This is a genomic window from Mesorhizobium sp. INR15, assembly GCF_015500075.1.
Classification (GTDB): Bacteria; Pseudomonadota; Alphaproteobacteria; order Rhizobiales; family Rhizobiaceae; genus Mesorhizobium.
The window spans coordinates 4,291,749-4,310,137 of record NZ_CP045496.1 but is presented as its reverse complement, the minus strand read 5'-3'; the positions used below and the strand labels follow the sequence as shown (position 1 = coordinate 4,310,137).

The following is an 18,389-nucleotide window of genomic DNA, read 5'->3' as shown; positions in this document are numbered from 1 at the left end:
GAAATGCCGCGCGCAATCTATAGTCGATTAAGCGGAGACCTCTCAAGCGCGCTGTCGCGCTTGACCCGATCGAATCTTCGTGACCGTGCGGCATTTGCCGCGACTGTGTTCAAACGACAACAGATTGCGTTGGCGGCCAGCAGCCTTTTACTGGTTCGGGACCTGCGGGGTGACCGGCAAGGTAACGCCGTTCGCGGCCGGCGGAGTCGTCGAACCAGCTGCCGGTGGTGTTGCCGGAGCGTTCGCCGGAGGCTTCGCGGCGGCATCGTTGCCGGTTGGCGGCGTCGGCTTGGTTGTGCCGGCGGGCGCCGCTGGCGCTGTCGTTCCAGGCAACTGGTTGAGCACGCCCTTGCCGGCGCCATCCGAAGTGGCGGGCACGCGGTCAAGGATATCGATCGGCTTCTCGCCGTAGCGCGCAACGATCGACAAGGTCAGCGAGGTGACGAAGAAGGCCGCGGCCAGGATTGCCGTTGCGCGGGTCAGCGCGTTGGCGGCACCGCGTGCGGTCATGAAGCCTGATCCACCACCGATGCCGAGGCCACCGCCTTCGGAACGCTGCAGCAGCACAACGCCCACGAGGGCGAGCACAACCATGAGATGGATGACGATCAGTACGGTTTCCATAATTTATCCTGGCAAGACCTTGCCCGGCCGCGAACACGACCGGTGAATTGGAGGCGGCTCAATACAATGCTTTGATGGCATTTCCAAGCCCGTGGCCGGAATATGGGAATCGATGTCACCTTTGCAACGATTTCCATCCCGACGCGATCTACTTGTCGCGGGCTAATGACATCAAGAGATGTTGCGGTAGGCCTCGGCTATGGCGAGAAAATCAGCAGCCTTGAGGCTGGCGCCGCCGACCAGCGCTCCGTCGACATTGTTGACGCCGAGCAGTTCGACCGCGTTCGACGGTTTGACGGAGCCGCCATAAAGAATGCGCATCTTCGCCGCCGCGCTTCCAAGTCTCTCCGACAGTTTGGCGCGAATATGCGCGTGCGCTTCGGCGACATCGGCGGCGGTCGGGGTCAGCCCGGTGCCGATCGCCCACACTGGCTCATAAGCAACAACGGTGTTGGATGGCGTGGCGCTAGGCGGCACCGAACCGGCGACCTGGCGTGACAATACATCAAGCGCGGCGCCGGCTTCGCGCTCCTGCTTCGTCTCGCCAACGCAGACGATGGCGACCAACCCGGCGCGCCAGGCCGCGGACGCCTTGGCCTGGACCGTCGCATCATCCTCGCCGCGCTGCTCGCGGCATTCGGAATGGCCAACGATAACGTGGCTTGCGCCCGCGTCCTTCAGCATTTCCGCAGAGATGCAACCCGTGTAGGCGCCACTTTCCTTAGGGTGGCAATCCTCACCGCCGGCATGGACCGGGGTCCGCGAAAGGATCTCGGCGGCGTGAGCCAGAAGGGTTGCGGGGACGCAAATGAGTGCCTCGGTTTCCGCGTCCAGCCCGCTCATGAAGCCGTTGCCGATCATCCGGAGTTCGTTGAGCGAAGCGCTGGTGCCGTTCATTTTCCAGTTTCCTGCAACGAGCGGGCGAATTCCTGGCGTCATGGATTTGCTTCTCCGGGCGAAATTGAGCAGCGCACGCACCAAGCAGACATCGCTTGCTTCGTCGCTTGGGTTTGTTTTGTCGCAGGTTCCTGTCGCAAAACCGTGCCACACTTTGCTGAACGTGCTTACCAAAATCAGGCCACAAAGCAATCGACAGTGGGCCGGAAGGGCGCTATTGCGCTTGTTTCAGACTCGGCGCATGCGAAAAAATGCGCATAAATCGGAAGTAACCATGCTTGGTATCTTGAGAAGCGCGGCAGGGACCTGGGTCGCGAAGACGCTGCTTTCACTGTTGGTGGTAAGTTTCGCAGCCTGGGGCATCTCCGGCCGCTTGATGGGCGGCTTGGCCGGCCACGACTCGGTCATCACCGCTGGCGGTACCAAGGTGTCGATCAACGAGTATCGGCTCGCCTATGATCGCCAGCTCAGCGTCATGTCGCAGCAGTTCGGCCAGCGCATCAGCCACGAGCAGGCAAAGGCGCTAGGCATCGACAACCAGGTGCTGGCGCAACTCGTTTCCGGCGCCGTGCTGGACGAGCAGGCCCGCAAGCTTGGCCTTGGCCTATCCAAGGACCGGTTGGCCGAGTTGACCCGCGAGGATCCGGCCTTCAAAGGCCCTGGTGGCCAGTTCGACAAGAAAACCTTCGAGTACATGCTGCGTCAGGTTGGCATGCGGCCGGAAGACTATCTGAAGAACCGCGCCCAGGTGGCGGTACGCCAGCAGATCGTCGAAGCGGTTTCGGATGGCCTCAGGGCGCCGGACACTTTCTTCAAGGCGGTTGCGCTTTATCGGGGTGAAGACCGCACCATCGACTACCTGAGCCTGCCGAAGGCGCTCGTTGAGCCCATTCAGGCGCCGGCGGACAGTGTGCTTTCCACCTATTTCGACGCCAACAAGAAAACCTATGCGGCGCCCGAGTACCGCAAGTTCTCCTATGTCCGGCTTGAACCAGCGGACATCATGGACACCACCGCGGTCACCGACCAGCAGGTCAGCGACGACTACAACAAGAACAAGGCGCGCTACACCACGCCCGAACTGCGCACCATCGAACAGCTCGTGTTCAAGACACCGGATGCAGCCAAGGCAGCGCTTGATTCGCTCAAGGCCGGCGCAACCTTCGACAAGCTCGTGACGGCGGAAGGCAAGACCCAGGCCGACACTTTGCTGGGCACGTTGCCCAAGGACAAGGTTGCCGACAAGGCGGTCGCCGAGGCAGCCTTCGCCCTCAATGCCAATGAAGTCAGCCAGGTCGTGCAAGGCGCGTTCGGTCCGGTCCTGCTGCGTGTCACCGAGATCAAGCCCGAGGTGGTGAAGCCCCTGAGCGAAGTGTCCGACCAGATCCGCAAGGACCTTGCGCTGGGCGAAGCAAGCCGCATCCTGCTCGACGTGCGCGACAGTTATGAAGACACCCGCGCCTCGGGCAGCACGCTCGCCGAGGCTGCCGCCAAGCTGAAGCTGAAAGTCATTACTCTTGACGCCATCGACCGCGCCGGCCTGAGGCCGGACGGCACCATCGTCAAGGACCTGCCGCAGTCGCCGGAACTGATCAAGGCGGTCTTCGAGGCCGAGCCGGCGACCGAGAACGAAGCGCTGACCACGGCCGACAATGGTTTTGTCTTCTACGAAGTCAATTCAATCACCAAGGCACGGGACCGCACCCTCGACGAAGTGCGTCAGAGGGTGATCGCCGACTGGACTGCCGAGGAGACGACCAAGCGGCTTACGGCCAAGGCCGATGAGCTTGAAAAGCGGCTGAAGGCAGGCGTAACACTCGACGCCATTGCCGGTGAGCTGAAGCTGGAAAAACAGACCAAACGCGGCGTCAAGCGCGATACCGATGACGTCGACTTCGGCAAGGAAGGCGCGGCCACGATGTTTGGCCTTGGCGAAGGCGGCACCGGGCTTATCCCTTCACCTACCGGCGACGGACAGATTCTGTTCAAGGTCGCCGAAGTGTTCGAGCCCGCCGGCGCCGACGCCAGTTCCGTACCGGACGACGCTCAGAAATCCTTCACCTCCGGCATGTCCGACGATCTGCTCGACCAACTGGTTGCGCAGTTGCAGACGCAATACGACGTCCGCGTCGATCAGGCCGCCGTAGCCCAAGCCCTGGCCAGATGAGCGCGCTGAAAACCCATATCGCCAAGGTCGCGACCGGCACCGCGCTATCCTTTGAGGAAGCGCGCGAGGCTTTCGACATCATCATGTCTGGTGATGCGACACCTGGCCAGATCGGCGGCTTCCTGATGGCGTTGCGCGTGCGCGGCGAAACGGTGAGCGAGATTTCCGGCGCCGTCGCTACCATGCGCGCCAAGATGCTGCGCGTCGAAGCTCCTGCCGGAGCTATCGATATTGTCGGCACCGGTGGCGACAATTCGCATTCGGTGAATATTTCGACAGCATCCGCCTTTGTCATCGCCGGCAGCGGCGTGCCTGTTGCCAAACATGGCAACCGCGGCCTGTCCTCACTGACCGGCTCCGCCGATGTGCTGATCGCGCTCGGCGTGAAGATAGACATCGCGCCGGAAATGATCGGCCGCTGCATCCACGAGGCCGGCGTCGGCTTCATGTTCGCGCCAGCGCATCATCCGGCAATGAAGCACGTCGGCCCAACCCGGGTCGAACTCGGCACGCGCACCATCTTCAACCTGCTTGGCCCGCTTTCCAACCCGGCTGGCGTTAGCAGGCAAATGGTCGGTGTATTCCTGCCGGAATGGATAATGCCTGTTGCCGAGACGCTGAAGGCGTTGGGCGCCGAACATGCCTGGGTTGCTCATGGCGACGGCTATGACGAGATCACCACCACCGGCGAAACCCAGGTGGCGGAACTGGTTGGCGGCGAGATCAGAACCTTTACCTTGACCCCGGAAGCGGTCGGGCTGAAGCGCCACACCAAGGACGAGCTGCGCGGCGGCGATGCGGCCTACAACGCCAAGGCGCTGCGCGACATGCTGGGCGGCGCTGCCGGTGCCTATCGCGATACCGTGCTGATGAATGCAGGCGCTGGCATGGTGGTGGCGGGCAAGGCAACGACGCTTGCCGACGGCATCGCGACCGCCACACAGGCCATCGACAGCGGCCGGGCACTTGCCGTGCTCGACAGACTGATCGAGATTTCGAACGGTTAGAGAAGATGTCCGACATCCTGCGCAAGATCGAGGCCTACAAGCGCGAGGAGATCGCTACGGCCAAGGCACGCTTGCCGCTTGCCGAGATCAAGGCACGCGCGAAAGATGCCGACAAGCCGCGCGGCTTTCTCGCCGCACTGGAAACCAGGCGCGCATCCGGTGCCTTCGCGCTGATTGCCGAAATCAAGAAGGCAAGCCCATCCAAGGGGCTGATCCGCGCCGATTTCGATCCGCCGGCACTGGCCAAGGCTTACGAAAAAGGCGGTGCGGCCTGTCTTTCCGTGCTGACCGATGGGCCATCTTTCCAGGGCGCGCCGGAATTTCTTACAAAAGCCCGCGCGGCGGTGGCATTGCCGGCCTTGCGCAAGGACTTCCTGTTCGACCCCTACCAGGTCCATGAGGCTCGCGCCTGGGGCGCCGACGCCATTCTGATCATCATGGCAAGCGTCGATGACGCCTTGGCCCAGGACCTCGAAGCGACAGCTTTCGAGCTTGGCATGGATGCACTGATCGAAGTGCACGACGAGGCCGAGACCGAGCGCGCGCTGAAACTTTCGTCACGGCTGATTGGCATCAACAACCGCAATCTCAGGACATTCGAGACCAGCCTCGACACCTCGGAGCGGCTGGCGGCGATGGTGCCTGACGGTCGCTTGCTGGTGAGCGAGAGCGGTATTTTCTCGTATGAGGATTGCCTGAACCTGCAAAAGCACGGCATCGGCACCTTCCTGGTCGGCGAGAGCCTGATGCGGCAACAGGACGTGACAACGGCAACGCGCCTGCTGCTGACGGGCAAGGCGCCGGCCGAGGCCATCTGAACATGACACCTGCCCTCACCCATCTTGGCGCGCAGGGCGAGGCCAATATGGTCGATGTCGGCGACAAGGCCGAGACGACGCGCACGGCGATCGCCGAAGGCTTTGTCTCGATGCAGCCCAAGACACTTGAGATGATCCTCGAAGGCAACGCCAAGAAGGGCGATGTGCTCGGCACCGCGCGTATCGCCGGCATCATGGCCGCCAAGAAGGCGCATGAGCTGATCCCGCTCTGCCATCCGCTGCTTCTGACGAAAGTGTCCGTCGACATCGAGCCCGACCCGACCTTGCCTGGCCTCAGAGTGACGGCGCTGGCGCGCGTCACAGGCAAGACCGGCGTTGAGATGGAAGCGCTGACCGCCGCTTCGGTTGCGTGTCTGACCATCTATGACATGGCCAAGGCCGCTGATCGCGCCATGGTGATCTCCGGCATCCGCTTGGTCGAGAAGACCGGCGGCAAATCCGGTGACTACAAGGTGGCCCCCTAGATGGCGCTGGTTCCAGTCGCGGAAGCGCTTGAGCGCCTGCTGGACGGCGCCGCGCCACTGGCCGGCGAAAGCGTTTCCCTACTGGAAGCCATGGACCGCGTGCTGGCCGATCCTGTCGTTGCATTGCGAACCCAGCCGCCGTTCAACGCGTCCGCCATGGATGGTTATGCCGCCCGCACTGCCGATGTGACATCCGTGCCTTCGCGGCTGTCGGTAATTGGCATGGCGCCGGCAGGCCGAGGCTTCGACGGCGCTGTTGGCAAGGCGCAAGCCGTGCGCATCTTCACCGGCGCGCCGCTGCCTGAAGGCGCTGACACCATCGTTATTCAGGAGAATGTCCGCGACCTTGGCGGCGGCACCATTGAAGTGACCGAGTCCACTGCGGAATGGCGCAACATCCGCCGCGTTGGTCTCGATTTCTCGAAGGGCGACATTCTGCTGGAGAAAGGCCGCTTCCTCGATCCGGCTGCACTTTCGCTGGCGGCATCGGCCAATCATCCGCGTGTGAATGTGGTGAAGCGGCCACTCGTAGCCATCATCGCCACCGGCGACGAATTGTTGCCGCCAGGCAGTGAACTCGGCCCCGACCAGATCATCTCCTCCAATGCCTATGGCGTTGCGGCTGCTGCACTTTCGGTCGGCGCCCAGGCGCTTGATCTCGGCATCGCCGCCGATCGCAAGGAAGCCATCGCAGCTCTGGTAAAAAAGGCTGTCGCTGCCGGCGCCGATGTCATTGTCACGCTGGGCGGCGCCTCGGTCGGCGACCACGACCTGATCCACGACGTGCTGACCGGTGAAGGCATGACGCTCGACTTCTGGAAGATCGCCATGCGTCCCGGCAAGCCGCTGATGTTTGGCCGCCTTGGCAACGTCAGGTGCATCGGCCTGCCCGGCAATCCGGTGGCGAGCCTGGTCTGCTCGCAACTGTTCTTGAAGCCACTGCTGGCTCGGCTTGGCGGCCGCAGCCATAAACAGGATATCCGGCAGGCGCGATTGGGTGCGGCAATGCCGGCTAACGACCTCAGGCAGGACTATGTGCGAGCAGTGGTCAGCGAAAGCGATGGCGAACTGATAGCGACCCCGTTCGGCATCCAGGACTCCTCGATGCTGCGCATGCTGGCCGACGCCAACGGGCTGATCGTGCGCGCACCGTTTGCACCCGCAGTGGGCGAAGGCGAGCTTTGCAACGTCCTTATGTTGCGCTGAAAGAACGACCCGCAAGCCGCTGATAAATCAATCACAAAATTGAGCGGAGCTCCATCAGGAGATCAACGTCCGCGTCAGTGGGTGCACCGGGTCGGCAAGACCATCAATAATGCTGAAATGATGCCGGTCAGGTTCGACGACAGTGCTGGTCGTGGCGCCGAGGCCGGTCCAGATGTTGGCGAGCAAGGCGTTCTGGCGAAGGAATTCCGCACGCTCGCCGCCGCCTGCCCAGCAGGTGATGCGGGCATTGGACATTGGGCGCAGCAGTGCCGGACTTTCCGTCAGCGCCTCAGTCTCGTCGATCGCCAGCGCCGTGTTCATCTCGGTCGCCATCATCGGGCGCAAATCGTGCACGCCCGAGATCGACACCACGTTGCGTATGCGCTTCGCCACGTCTGATGCCAAAGGCGTCGTTGCCGTCACCATGCGGCTGGCGAGATGTCCGCCGGCGGAATGCCCCGTCAGCATCATGGGCCCCTCGACCATTGACGCTGCCTTGCCGATCGCCGCGCCGACCTCCCTGACGATGCCGGCAATGCGGATTTCCGGGCAGAGCGTGTAGGACGGCATCGCTACCGCAAAACCGTTTTCGACCGCTCCAGCGGCTAGATGCGACCAGAAACTCTTGTCGAACGCTTTCCAGTAGCCACCGTGGATGAATACGACGAGCCCCTTGGGGGAGGCGCTGGGAAGAAACAGGTCGAGCCGATTGCGCGGCCTGTCGCCATAGGTGACGTCGAGCTGAGCCCGGCCAGAGGCTGAAAGCGTATCGCGAAATGCTTTCGCGGGCTCCACCCAGGCGGCCGGCCAGCGGTCGCTGCCGGCTATGTTGGCCCCGTTGGAGTAGGCACTGTCCCAATCGGCAATGTGATGTTCGAGCACCTGCACCCTCCCCCAAACGGCATCGTTTCAGCCACTAGGAGCCCGTCCAGTTAGCGTTCCGGTCGGGTTCATTTCATTAGATAGTCTGATTGCGACAGGCTCTCGGGTGACGATAGCCTGGTCAGGAGGCCCTGAGGAGGCTTCCCAGCTTCACGAGGTTGTGGGCGGTGCAGATAATCGCCCATTCGGCACGCACGTTTGCCAGTCCCCGCAACAGGAACTGGCGGAAGCCGCGTGCCTGCTTGATCTGCCCGAACACCGCCTCCACGATCTGCTTTCGCAGTCGGTAGGGGGTCTCGAAGCCGCCGTCGGCGATCTTTTTTCTCATTGCCTGTGTCAACGGTCCGCCGCCCTTGCCGTTGTCGGCGGTGGGGTGTTTGGCGCGTCCGGTGGCGATGTAGCCATCGATCCCGCGTTGGTCGAGGCTGGCGAGGTTGACTTCGCTCAGATAGCCGCTGTCAGCGGACGCTTGCTCCGGTTTGCGGCCGAGATTGGCTTGGATGCCATCGACCAGCGGCACCAACTGGCCATAGTCGCTCGTGCTCGGCGTCAACCCGTGTGCAACGATGATCTGCGCTTTGCCGTCGACGGCCGCCTGCGCGTTATAGCCCTGGATGAAACCATCCTTGGTTTTGAGAATGCGGCTTTCAGGATCGGTGAAGTTGCGCTGGGCCTTCGCGGCGGGCTCGTCGGATGGCGCAGCCGCGGGCTTGCCGGTCTTCTTGCGGCCCTCGGCCTCGCGGCTCTTCTGCTTCTCGGCCTCGATGCGGCGCTCCTCGTCGGCCGCGGCCTTCGCCTCGGCCTCCAGTTCAGCCTTGGCCTGGGCGATCCTGGCGATCCGCCTCTGTTTGTCGGCGACCCAGCCGGGCAGTTCGTCACCTCGTTTGTTGCCGTGCAGCTTGTCCTCTTCGGCATCCGCCGCCTCAGCGGCGGCCAGCCAGCGATCGACCTCCGCCTGCAACTCGGCTTGGCGCTTCTTCATGTGCTGATAGCTCATCGCCTTGTGTTTGGACGCGTTCGCCTTGATCTTGGTGCCGTCGAGCGCGACATGCCCGAGCCGCACCAGCCCGGCCTTCTCGGCCAGCTTCAACACCTGCACGAACAGCCCGGCCAGCTGTTTGAGGTGCCGCTTGCGGAACTCGGAAATGGTACGGAAATCCGGCGCATCCAGCGCCGCGATCATCATGAAGTCGGCGCGCTCAACGCACGCCTTGGCGATGCGCCGGGAGGAATAGAGGCCGCTCGCATAGCCGTTGAGCAGCAGCGCCACCATCAGCCGCGGATCGAACGGCGGCTGGCCAAGCGCACTCCTATAGCTGCTGGTAATCTCGCTCAAATCGAGGCTCTCCCGCACCAGATCCACGATGAACCGTGACAGGTGGTCCCTCGGCACAAAATCCTGCACGCTCGGCGGCAACAACTGCGGCTGATCAATCTTCCACGCGCGAAAATGCTTGCTCATGGTCGCAATTAGAATCAGACTCGTGCCCAATTGAACAGCGACTACTCGGACAGGCTCCTAGCAATGGCCATCGCCAGGCCATGCGTCAATGTGCCAGCGGCAAAACATTTTAGGCTTGAAACAAATTTCGACTGGTGCGATCCTGTGTATACGAACAGCCGACAATGGGAGGTCAGCTGTGTTGCCCGTGACATCAAATCTTCGATCAAACTCTGCGCGACCGCATTGTCGTGCAAGGTTCCGCCGGCAGCACATAGGCTCTCTGGAAGTGCAGGAATTTCAATTCCACCGAACCGGCCTGAGCGCCATCCATTGGCCAGGCAGCAGATAGGATAGCGGCGACATGCTTGGGCCATCAGCGCATATCGATACGTTCACGCGCGACCACCTGCCGCCGCCGGATCAATGGCCGGAATTCCTGCTCGAAGGCTTTGAATACCCCGACTACCTCAACGCCGGTGTCGAGCTGACCGACAGGCTGGTCGAGAAGGGTCTCGGCGATCATACGGCACTGATCGGCAATGGCCGCCGCCGCACCTACAAGGAACTCTCCGACTGGACGAACCGGCTGGCCCATGCGCTGGTCGAAAATTACGGCGTCAAGCCTGGCAACCGGGTGTTGATCCGCTCCGCCAACAATCCGGCCATGGTCGCCTGCTGGCTGGCGGCCACCAAGGTCGGCGCTGTTGTCGTCAACACCATGCCGATGCTGCGCGCCGGCGAGCTCGGCAAGATCGTCGACAAGGCCGAAATCACGGTTGCGCTTTGCGACACAAGGCTGATGGACGAGATGACCGCCTGCGCCAAGGACAGCCGTTTCCTCAAGCAGGTCATCGGCTTCGACGGCACCGCCAACCACGACGCCGAACTCGATCGCGCCGCCCTCGACAAATCGGTCACCTTTGCCGCCGTCAGGACAGGACGCGATGATGTCGCCCTGCTCGGCTTCACCTCCGGCACGACTGGCGTTCCCAAGGCAACGATGCATTTTCATCGCGACCTCCTGATCATCGCCGACGCCTACGCGCGCGAGGTGCTCGAGGTGACGCCCGACGACATCTTTGTCGGCTCACCGCCGCTAGCCTTCACCTTTGGCCTCGGCGGGCTTGCCATCTTCCCTCTGCGCTTCGGCGCCGCGGCCACGTTGCTGGAACAGGCGACGCCGCCCAACATGATCCACATCATCGAAACCTACAAAGCGACCGTCTCCTTCACCGCGCCGACCGCCTACCGCGCCATGCTCAAGGCGATGGATGAAGGCGCGGACCTGTCGTCGCTGCGCGTCGCGGTCTCGGCCGGCGAAACCTTGCCGGCTCCCGTTTTCGCCGAATGGACCGAGAAGACCGGCAAACCGATCCTCGACGGCATCGGCGCCACCGAAATGCTGCACATCTTCATTTCAAATCGCTTCGCTGACATGAAGCCGGCTTCGACCGGCAAACCTGTCGGCGGTTATATCGCGCGGATCGTCGACGACGAGATGCAAGAGGTGCCGCGCGGCGCCACGGGCCGCCTGGCCGTGCGCGGGCCGACCGGCTGCCGCTACATGGCCGATGACAGGCAGAAAGAATATGTCCGCGACGGCTGGAACCTGACCGGCGACACATTCACCCAGGACGAGGATGGCTTTTTCCACTTCGCCGCGCGCTCCGACGACATGATCGTCAGCGCCGGCTACAACATCGCCGGCCCCGAGGTCGAGGCGGCACTCCTGTCGCATCCCGATGTCGCGGAATGCGCGGTGATCGGCGCCGACGATACCGAGCGCGGCCAGATCGTCGAGGCGCATGTCGTGCTGGTGCAAGGCGTTGCACCGGACGCGCTGACCACCAAGCGCCTGCAGGACCACGTCAAGGCAACCATCGCGCCCTACAAATATCCGCGATCGGTAAAGTTCATTGCCGCCTTGCCGAAGACCCAGACCGGCAAGATCCAGCGGTTCCGCCTGCGCACGGAGAAAATCAATTGAGCGAGCCATACGATCCGGCGTCGGAAGGCGCGCAGATGTCGTTCAAGGAGCGCATGTCCTACAGCGACTATCTGCACCTGGAGAAGGTCCTCGAGGCGCAGACACCGCTCTCGTCAGCGCATGACGAGATGCTGTTCATCATCCAGCACCAGACCTCGGAGCTCTGGATGAAGCTCGCGCTGCACGAGATCGGTGCCGCGATCCGCTCCATCCGCGCCGATCGCCTGGAGCCGAGCTTCAAGATGCTGTCGCGCGTTGCCCGCATCTTCGAGCAGTTGAACAATGCCTGGGACGTGCTGCGCACGATGACGCCCAGCGAGTACACTGAGTTCCGTGACGCGCTCGGCCAGTCGTCCGGCTTCCAGTCCTGGCAATACCGCGCGATCGAGTTCATGGCCGGCAACCGCAACCTTGCCATGCTCGGCCCACACAAACACAGGCCGGACCTGAGCGAGAAGCTGGAGGCGATCCTGGCCGGGCCGTCGCTCTATGATGAAGCGCTGCTGTTGCTTGCCCGCAATGGCTTCGATATCGGCGCCGACGCCAAACGCACTGACTGGCGCGAAACCCGCACCGAGAACGAAGAGGTTCTGGTCGCCTGGCAGACCGTCTATCGCGACCCGCAGCGCTATTGGATGTTCTATGAACTGGCCGAGAAGCTGGTCGATTTCGAGGACTATTTTCGGCGCTGGCGCTTCAACCACGTCACCACGGTTGAGCGCATCATCGGCCTGAAGCGCGGCACCGGTGGCACCTCGGGCGCGTCCTATCTCAAGAAAATGCTCGAAGTGGTGCTGTTCCCGGAGCTTTGGACAGTCCGCACCCGACTTTGACGTCAAAAGGCCTATTCGCGCGGATGGGCCTTTTTTAGCGGACGAAGCCGCAGCACTGGTCGAGGCGAGGAAAGCGCCCCGCCCCGCTCCCTCAGGTAACGGCTTCCTTCACGGCGAAACGCTGGTCCTTCCAGGCATCCGTGCGCAGGATATCTTCCAGCACGTCGACTGCATGCCACACATCGGCGTAGCTGACATAGAGCGGCGTGAAGCCGAAACGGATGGTCGAGGGCGCGCGGAAATCGCCGATCACGCCGCGATCGATCAGCGCACGCATGACCTGATATCCGTGGTCGTGAAGGAACGACACCTGGCTGCCGCGCTTGGCCCCATCGCGCGTGCTCTCCAAAGTGAGACCAAAAGCACCGCACCTTGCTTCAACGAGCTGGATGAAGAGGTCCGTCAGCGCTGCGCTCTTTTTGCGCACGGCCGTCAGGTCGACATCGTTCCAGATGTCGAGCGCGCCTTTCAGGGCCCGCATCGAGAGGATAGGTTGCGTGCCGCACAGGAACCGGCGGATGCCGGTGCCGGCGACATACCCTCGCTCGAAGGCAAAGGGCCGCGCATGCCCCCACCAGCCGCTGAGCGGCTGGCGGACTTCCGCAAGGTGCCTTTCCGCAGCGTAGATGAAGGCTGGCGCGCCCGGACCGCCATTGAGATATTTGTAGGTGCAGCCGACAGCGAAATCGGCTTTCGCCTGGTCGAGTTCGACCGGCAGGGCGCCGGCGGTGTGGCACAGATCCCAGATGATCAGCGCGCCGGCCTCGTGCGCCTTGCGCGTCAATGCAGCCATATCGCGCAATTCGCCCGACTTGTAGTTGACGTGGTTGACCAGAATAACCGCGACGCGCTCATCGATCAGATCCTCGATATCAGCTGCATCGACACCTTCGAGACGAAGCACCGCGCCCGGCCGCGTCGAGGCAACGCCTTCGGCCATGTAGAGATCGGTCGGGAAACTGTCGCCCTCGGCGACGATGACGGAGCGGTCCGGCCGCATCTCGAGCGCCGCGTGCAGCACCTTGTAGATGTTGGTCGACGTCGTGTCGCAGACAACCGTCTGGCCGGCCGCCGCACCGATCAGGCGGCCGAGCTGGTCGCCAAGCGTCGTTGGCATGTTGAACCATCCCGCCGTGTTCCAGGCCCGGATGAGGTCCTCTGCCCATTCCTGCGCCGATGCCGTCCGCAGCTCATCGAATACGGCGTGAGAGGCGGCCCCGAGCGAGTTCCCGTCGAGATAGATCACCCCTTTCGGCAGGATGAAACGGTCACGCATGGCACGTAGCGGGTCCTTGGCATCCATCGCCTCGATTGCCGCGAGATCTGGAATATTCATGATGCGATCAGTCCTTGGTTATTCGCGGATGGTTTCGCGCGCGGGCGCCGGCCCACGGCTGCGCTTCAGGCTTGGCAGTGCCAGCATGGCGAGCACGAACAGGCCGGTGGCAAGCTTCAGGTCGGGAGGTGGCATGCCGGCTGCGAGGCAGAACGACACAAGCTGGTAGTAGACGACCGCTCCGACGAAAGGAGCCAGCAACTGGCGCCGCACCGTCTGCTTGCCGACTATGGCCTCGCCAATCATCAGGGCGGCAAGGCCGTTGATGAGAATTCCAAGGCCCATATTGACGTCGGCGAAGCCTTGCGACTGAACCATCAGCGCGCCGCTGGTTGCCGAAAACGCGCTGGCCAGGCCGACGCCGCCAATGGTCGCCGCCCAGACATTGATGCCCTGGGCTTCCGCCATGTCGGGATTGGCACCGACCGCACGCACAGCCGTGCCCTTTTCGGTCTTGAAGAACATGTTGAGCAGCACGAAGACAACGAGGCCGATCAGTCCGGCGACGGCGATCTTGCTGGCCGGAAAACCCGGGCGCATGAACGGCGCCCAGTCGAACACAGCAGGAGTACCAAAGACCGAAAGGTTCGACTTGCCCATGATGCGCAGGTTGATGCTGTAGAGCATCGTCATCATCAAAATGCCGGCAAGCAGCGTGTGGATGCGGAAGCGCAGATGGATGAACGCTGTGCAGCAACCGGCGGCGAAGCCCGCGATCAACGCGACGGCGATGGCGGTCAGCGGCGATGCACCGCCAGCAAGCAGAACCCCGCAGACGCAGCCGCCGAGCGGAAACGCCCCTTCGCTGGTGAGATCAGGGAAATTCAGCATGCGGAACGGGATCATGATGCCGAGCACGACAAAAGCCAGGATCAGGCTTTGCGCCAACGTGACGGGAATGATGGCGATGAAGCTGGTCAGAACTGTCTGGATAAAGTCCATGATGATCAGCTCGCCAACAGCATGCGGTCGGTCTTGACGGAGAAGTGGCCGATCAGGTCGGCAACGGTGACGTTAGCCTTTTCCGCTCCAGTGACTTCGAGGCGAACCCGCCCTGCGTCGAGCATGACGACACTGCTGCCGTACTCCACTGCGTGCTGCATGTTGTGGGTCACCATCAAGGTCGTGAGCTTCAGCGCCTCGACCGCCCGAACCGTCGCCTTCATGACAATGTCGGCGGTGCGCGGATCGAGGGCGGCGGTATGTTCGTCGAGCAGCAGCAGGTCCGGTGAGCCGCCGACTGCCATGATCAGTGACAGCGATTGCCGCTGCCCGCCTGAGAGAAGATCGACACGGGTGTCGAGCCGGTTCTCCAGACCAAGGCCCAGCATGGCCAGGCGCTCGCGGTAGGCCGCGATGCGGGTGGGGTTCAATCCCTGACGCAAGGTGCGTTTCTTGCTACGAAGATCAGCCAGCAGCATGTTTTCCGCGACCGTCATGGAGGCGGCGGTACCGCGCATCGGGTCCTGGAAAACACGCGCAAGCCGCATGGCGCGCATGTGGACCGGCAAGTTGGTGACATCAGTGCCGTTGATCAGGATCTGGCCGGAATCAAGCATCAGAGACCCTGAAATCGCGTTGAGCATGCTGCTCTTGCCGGCCCCGTTGGAGCCGATGACGACCGCGAATTCGCCCGTGGCGAGCGACAGGCTGAGACCATCCAGCGCGATCTTTTCGTCGGCCTGCCCCTTGTAGAATACCTTGCGTGCAGATCGGATTTCGAGCATCCGTCCCTCCCGGAAAAAGCGACGGCGTCAGCGACGCCGCCACTTGTTGACGAAGCTCGATGTCAGTCGACGATGCAGCCGCAATCGGCCAGCGAAGCCGGGATCTCGATGCCGAAGGCGGCCATCGCCTTCTTTGAGATCAGCGCCGAGTGGTCCTTGTAGGCAGGCCGCGAAGGCGCGATCGTCTTGGGATCCTTTCCTTTCAGGATTTCCGCCGCGATGTTGCCGGCGTTGACGCCGACTTGCTCGTAGTTGACCGCGAAGCTTGCCGGCACGACGCCGCCGCGCACGGCATTGACGTCAGCGTTGACGACCGGGATGCCGGCCTGACGCGCCGCGGCCGAGACAGCCGCGATGGCCGGCTGGATGAGGTTGGAGGTCGGCCCATAGATCACGTCGGCCTTGCCTGCCAGCGAGGCAATGCGCTGCTGGATATCATTGACGTTGTCGATGCCGACCTCGACCACTTCGAACCCGGCTGCCGGAGCTGCTTCCTTGATCTTTTCCAGGAGCGCGACGTCGTTCGCCTCGCCCGGATTGTAAGGCACGCCGAAACGCTTGGCGTTCGGCAGCAGTTTCTTGGTGAAAGCCATCACAGCCGCGACATCCTGAAGGTCGCTCGCGCCGGTCATGCCTTCGTCTCCGGCGTCCCACGACGGAACTAGCTTGGCGGCGACCGGATCGGTCACGGCCGCGAACACGATTGGAATTCCCGAGCCGGCCAATGCCTTCTTGGCGATCTGCGAGACCGGTGTGGTGACGGTGTACATCAGCTTGGGCTGGTCGGCCTGGAGCTTGGCGATCATCTGCGGAACCAGCGACGCATCGAAATTGGTATGGCTTTCCGTGTAGACGACTTCCTTGCCTTCGTTGAACCCGTTCGCGGCAAGCGCCTTTTTGAAACCGGCGACGGCGGCGTTCAATTGCGGATGTTCGCCAAAATTGGCGATGCCGATGCGGATCTGATCAGCGGCCGAAGCGCCGATATTCGCCATCAGGACGCCGGCCAGGGCCAATCCCGGCAGCCAAGCGGATTTCAACTTCATCATCATTTCCTCCCAGATTTGATTGGTGCCGCTTACGGTGCGGCAACTGTGGCAATCATGATCAGTCCATCCTTGCCTGTCAAACATTATATATAATTCTTGCCACACCCTCACATGATATATAATTCTTCCCAGGTCAGCTGACGGACGAAAGCGCATGCAGGATCAGAAGAGATCGACAAAGACCGAGGCGGCTTATCAGCTGCTGCGGCGCGATATCCTCACCACCCGCCTCATGCCGGGCGCGCCCCTCAAACTGAGCGCATTGCGCGGCACCTACGGCGTTGGCTGGACACCTCTGCGCGAGGCATTGTCGCGGCTGGAGGCCGAGCGCCTGGTCACCGCGATCAGCAATCGCGGCTTTGCCGTCGCCCCCGTATCGCGAGCCGAACTCGAGGATCTGGCGCACGCGAGGATGGTTGTCGAGATACCCCTGTTCCTGGAATCGATCGAGAAAGGCGGTAAAGCATGGGAAGATGCCGTCGTCACCGCCCACTACCGGCTCTCCCGCTGCAAGACCGCGGTTGACGATCCTTCGGATGAGGCCGTCGACAAATGGGACGAGAGCCACGAGGCCTTCCACGCGGCACTGCTGAGTGCGTCGACCTCCAACTGGCTGCTGCGATTCCGCTCCACAATCGCCGACCAGTTGCGCCGGCATCATCGCTTTCTTGGCCTTGCGCCGACACTGCGCGCCGCGGCAGGGCTCAAGGATGGCTATGAAGAGGCCATGGATGCGTTGCGCGAGGCGATAGCGATCGAGCACCACACCGCGATCATGGAAGCGGCGCTGGACCGTGATGTCGAGCGGGCAAAGGCGTTGATGGTGGCCCACATCGGCTACACGCTGCATGTCTATGTCCACAGCGAAGACAACAACGCGAGCAAGTACACCGCGCGTGCCGGCAGCTTGAAGACGGTCGGCAAATGAGCTCAACGCTCCCGCGCCGCCCGACACTCGAGGAGATTGGCGCGGCTCGCGACCGGCTGGCCGCGTCGTTGCCACGGACACCGCTGCTGCGTGTCGATCTTGGCGGGACCGACCAACGGATATTCCTAAAGCTTGAGACCCTGTCGCCCATAGGCGCCTTCAAGATCAGGCCGGCGCTGAATGCTCTGCTTTCCCGCGACGCCGATGCGCTACGGCATGGCGTCGCCACGATCAGTTCGGGCAACATGGCCTATGGAATGGCCTGGGCCGCAAGGGCGCTTGGCGTTCCAATGGCCGCCTACATGTATGCGGACGCGCCCCAGACCAAGATCGATGGAGTCCGCCGCCTTGGTGGCGAGGTGCGTTTCATTTCGCACGAGACCTGGTGGCGATACATCACCGGGATTGAGCGTCCGGATATCGCTGAACTCCTCATAAATCCCGTCACCGATCAGGCGGTACTGGCGGGAAATGGCACCATCGGCCTGGAGATCGTCGAAGACCTGCCGGAAGTCGATTGCGTGCTGACGCCCTACGGCGGCGGCAGCATGACAACCGGGGTCGCCAGCGCGGTCAAGGCATTGCGGCGCGACGCGAAAGTCTTCGCGGTCGAAGACGAAAACGCGGCGCCGGTCACCGCCGCCCTGGCGGCCGGGCGCATTGTCGATATCAAGACGCAGCCCTCCTTCATCAAGAGCATCGGTGGGCCGTCGCTGGTGCCTGAACTATGGCCTTTGGCAAACCAGCTTATCGACGGCGCTATTACCGTCAGCCTTCAGCAGGTGACGGAAGCAATGCGGCTGCTGTTTTCGAAAGCGAAGCTCGTGGCCGAAGGTGCCGGGGCGGCGTCACTGGCCGCCGCTCTTTGCAGCGAGCAGGCAACTGGCAACATCGTCTGTGTCATCTCCGGTGGCAACATCGATGCTGGCGCCTATGCGCAGGTCTTGGCCGGGGAAGTCCCACCGGCGTGATGTTGGCGCCGACCCACCCGTGGTTGGC

Annotated in this window: 17 protein-coding genes; 9 read left to right on the top strand and 8 right to left on the bottom strand. The window is 62.6% G+C overall.

Features of this window, described 5'->3' with window-relative positions; genetic code table 11:
• Positions 1 to 147 precede the first annotated feature (147 nt).
• Positions 148 to 624 (bottom strand): preprotein translocase subunit SecG, encoded by a 477-nt coding sequence (gene secG, locus GA829_RS20925; protein WP_195174579.1) that lies wholly within the window; start codon positions 622 to 624, stop codon positions 148 to 150.
• 171 nt (positions 625 to 795) lie between these two features.
• The gene (gene tpiA, locus GA829_RS20920; protein ID WP_195174578.1) at positions 796 to 1,563 is read right to left on the bottom strand and encodes a triose-phosphate isomerase; all 768 of its coding nucleotides are present in this window, start codon (positions 1,561 to 1,563) and stop codon (positions 796 to 798) included.
• A 232-nt stretch (positions 1,564 to 1,795) separates the two neighbouring features.
• On the opposite strand from tpiA, the gene GA829_RS20915 reads away from it, so the two are divergent.
• Genes GA829_RS20915 through GA829_RS20895 form a run of 5 tightly spaced genes read left to right on the top strand, consistent with a single transcriptional unit; the run spans position 1,796 to position 7,204 of the window.
• A complete protein-coding gene (locus GA829_RS20915; protein WP_195174577.1) occupies positions 1,796 to 3,688 on the top strand; it encodes a SurA N-terminal domain-containing protein in 1,893 nt (630 codons plus the stop codon).
• The gene (trpD, locus tag GA829_RS20910; protein WP_195174576.1) at positions 3,685 to 4,695 is read left to right on the top strand and encodes an anthranilate phosphoribosyltransferase; all 1,011 of its coding nucleotides are present in this window, start codon (positions 3,685 to 3,687) and stop codon (positions 4,693 to 4,695) included. The genes GA829_RS20915 and trpD overlap by 4 nt, the downstream gene beginning before the upstream one ends.
• 5 nt (positions 4,696 to 4,700) lie before the next feature.
• Positions 4,701 to 5,513: an indole-3-glycerol phosphate synthase TrpC gene (gene trpC / locus GA829_RS20905; RefSeq protein WP_195174575.1), complete on the top strand. Its 813-nt coding sequence runs from the start codon at positions 4,701 to 4,703 to the stop codon at positions 5,511 to 5,513.
• Positions 5,514 to 5,515: 2 nt separating this feature from the next.
• Positions 5,516 to 5,998: a cyclic pyranopterin monophosphate synthase MoaC gene (gene moaC, locus GA829_RS20900; RefSeq protein WP_195174574.1), complete on the top strand. Its 483-nt coding sequence runs from the start codon at positions 5,516 to 5,518 to the stop codon at positions 5,996 to 5,998.
• Positions 5,999 to 7,204: a molybdopterin molybdotransferase MoeA gene (locus tag GA829_RS20895; protein WP_195174573.1), complete on the top strand. Its 1,206-nt coding sequence runs from the start codon at positions 5,999 to 6,001 to the stop codon at positions 7,202 to 7,204.
• A 54-nt stretch (positions 7,205 to 7,258) separates the two neighbouring features.
• Here the strand turns inward: GA829_RS20895 and GA829_RS20890 are convergent, their stop codons facing one another.
• Positions 7,259 to 8,086, bottom strand: a complete 828-nt coding sequence (locus tag GA829_RS20890) for an alpha/beta hydrolase (RefSeq protein ID WP_195174572.1) — start codon at positions 8,084 to 8,086, stop codon at positions 7,259 to 7,261.
• Positions 8,087 to 8,207: 121 nt separating this feature from the next.
• Entirely contained in the window at positions 8,208 to 9,548 is a 1,341-nt protein-coding gene (locus GA829_RS20885) for an IS1182 family transposase (protein WP_195174571.1), read from the bottom strand.
• Between the two features lie 343 nt (positions 9,549 to 9,891).
• Between GA829_RS20885 and GA829_RS20880 the strand changes: the two genes are divergently transcribed.
• Together GA829_RS20880 and kynA are read left to right on the top strand one after the other, a co-directional pair.
• Positions 9,892 to 11,517 (top strand): AMP-binding protein, encoded by a 1,626-nt coding sequence (locus GA829_RS20880; protein WP_195174570.1) that lies wholly within the window; start codon positions 9,892 to 9,894, stop codon positions 11,515 to 11,517.
• Positions 11,514 to 12,350, top strand: coding sequence for a tryptophan 2,3-dioxygenase (gene kynA, locus GA829_RS20875; protein WP_258051799.1), 837 nt, complete (start codon positions 11,514 to 11,516; stop codon positions 12,348 to 12,350). The genes GA829_RS20880 and kynA overlap by 4 nt, the downstream gene beginning before the upstream one ends.
• 91 nt (positions 12,351 to 12,441) lie before the next feature.
• On the opposite strand, the gene kynU is transcribed toward kynA, so the two are convergent.
• The 4 genes from kynU to GA829_RS20855 form a co-directional block, all read right to left on the bottom strand.
• A complete protein-coding gene (kynU, locus tag GA829_RS20870) occupies positions 12,442 to 13,689 on the bottom strand; it encodes a kynureninase (protein WP_195179746.1) in 1,248 nt (415 codons plus the stop codon).
• 15 nt (positions 13,690 to 13,704) lie between these two features.
• Entirely contained in the window at positions 13,705 to 14,628 is a 924-nt protein-coding gene (locus GA829_RS20865) for an ABC transporter permease (protein ID WP_195174569.1), read from the bottom strand.
• Positions 14,629 to 14,633: 5 nt separating this feature from the next.
• Entirely contained in the window at positions 14,634 to 15,413 is a 780-nt protein-coding gene (locus tag GA829_RS20860) for an ABC transporter ATP-binding protein (RefSeq protein WP_195174568.1), read from the bottom strand.
• Between the two features lie 62 nt (positions 15,414 to 15,475).
• Positions 15,476 to 16,462 carry an ABC transporter substrate-binding protein gene (locus tag GA829_RS20855; protein ID WP_195174567.1) on the bottom strand — a complete coding sequence of 329 codons (987 nt, stop codon included), beginning with the start codon at positions 16,460 to 16,462 and terminating at the stop codon, positions 15,476 to 15,478.
• A gap of 154 nt (positions 16,463 to 16,616) precedes the next feature.
• On the opposite strand from GA829_RS20855, the gene GA829_RS20850 reads away from it, so the two are divergent.
• Complete coding sequence (locus GA829_RS20850) at positions 16,617 to 17,390, top strand: GntR family transcriptional regulator (protein WP_195174566.1); 774 nt, start codon at positions 16,617 to 16,619, stop codon at positions 17,388 to 17,390.
• Positions 17,387 to 18,361: a pyridoxal-phosphate dependent enzyme gene (locus tag GA829_RS20845; protein WP_195174565.1), complete on the top strand. Its 975-nt coding sequence runs from the start codon at positions 17,387 to 17,389 to the stop codon at positions 18,359 to 18,361. Before GA829_RS20850 ends, GA829_RS20845 begins: the two co-directional genes overlap by 4 nt.
• Positions 18,362 to 18,389: the final 28 nt, after the last annotated feature.

What these genes read in the sequence shown, in the direction of transcription:
- secG (WP_195174579.1), bottom strand. Translation starts at nt 624, where the DNA reads ATGGAAACCGTACTGATCGTCATCCATCTCATGGTTGTGCTCGCCCTC.
- tpiA (WP_195174578.1), bottom strand. Translation starts at nt 1,563, where the DNA reads ATGACGCCAGGAATTCGCCCGCTCGTTGCAGGAAACTGGAAAATGAAC.
- GA829_RS20915 (WP_195174577.1), top strand. Translation starts at nt 1,796, where the DNA reads ATGCTTGGTATCTTGAGAAGCGCGGCAGGGACCTGGGTCGCGAAGACG.
- trpD (WP_195174576.1), top strand. Translation starts at nt 3,685, where the DNA reads ATGAGCGCGCTGAAAACCCATATCGCCAAGGTCGCGACCGGCACCGCG.
- trpC (WP_195174575.1), top strand. Translation starts at nt 4,701, where the DNA reads ATGTCCGACATCCTGCGCAAGATCGAGGCCTACAAGCGCGAGGAGATC.
- moaC (WP_195174574.1), top strand. Translation starts at nt 5,516, where the DNA reads ATGACACCTGCCCTCACCCATCTTGGCGCGCAGGGCGAGGCCAATATG.
- GA829_RS20895 (WP_195174573.1), top strand. Translation starts at nt 5,999, where the DNA reads ATGGCGCTGGTTCCAGTCGCGGAAGCGCTTGAGCGCCTGCTGGACGGC.
- GA829_RS20885 (WP_195174571.1), bottom strand. Translation starts at nt 9,548, where the DNA reads ATGAGCAAGCATTTTCGCGCGTGGAAGATTGATCAGCCGCAGTTGTTG.
- GA829_RS20880 (WP_195174570.1), top strand. Translation starts at nt 9,892, where the DNA reads ATGCTTGGGCCATCAGCGCATATCGATACGTTCACGCGCGACCACCTG.
- GA829_RS20865 (WP_195174569.1), bottom strand. Translation starts at nt 14,628, where the DNA reads ATGGACTTTATCCAGACAGTTCTGACCAGCTTCATCGCCATCATTCCC.
- GA829_RS20860 (WP_195174568.1), bottom strand. Translation starts at nt 15,413, where the DNA reads ATGCTCGAAATCCGATCTGCACGCAAGGTATTCTACAAGGGGCAGGCC.
- GA829_RS20855 (WP_195174567.1), bottom strand. Translation starts at nt 16,462, where the DNA reads ATGATGAAGTTGAAATCCGCTTGGCTGCCGGGATTGGCCCTGGCCGGC.
- GA829_RS20850 (WP_195174566.1), top strand. Translation starts at nt 16,617, where the DNA reads ATGCAGGATCAGAAGAGATCGACAAAGACCGAGGCGGCTTATCAGCTG.
- GA829_RS20845 (WP_195174565.1), top strand. Translation starts at nt 17,387, where the DNA reads ATGAGCTCAACGCTCCCGCGCCGCCCGACACTCGAGGAGATTGGCGCG.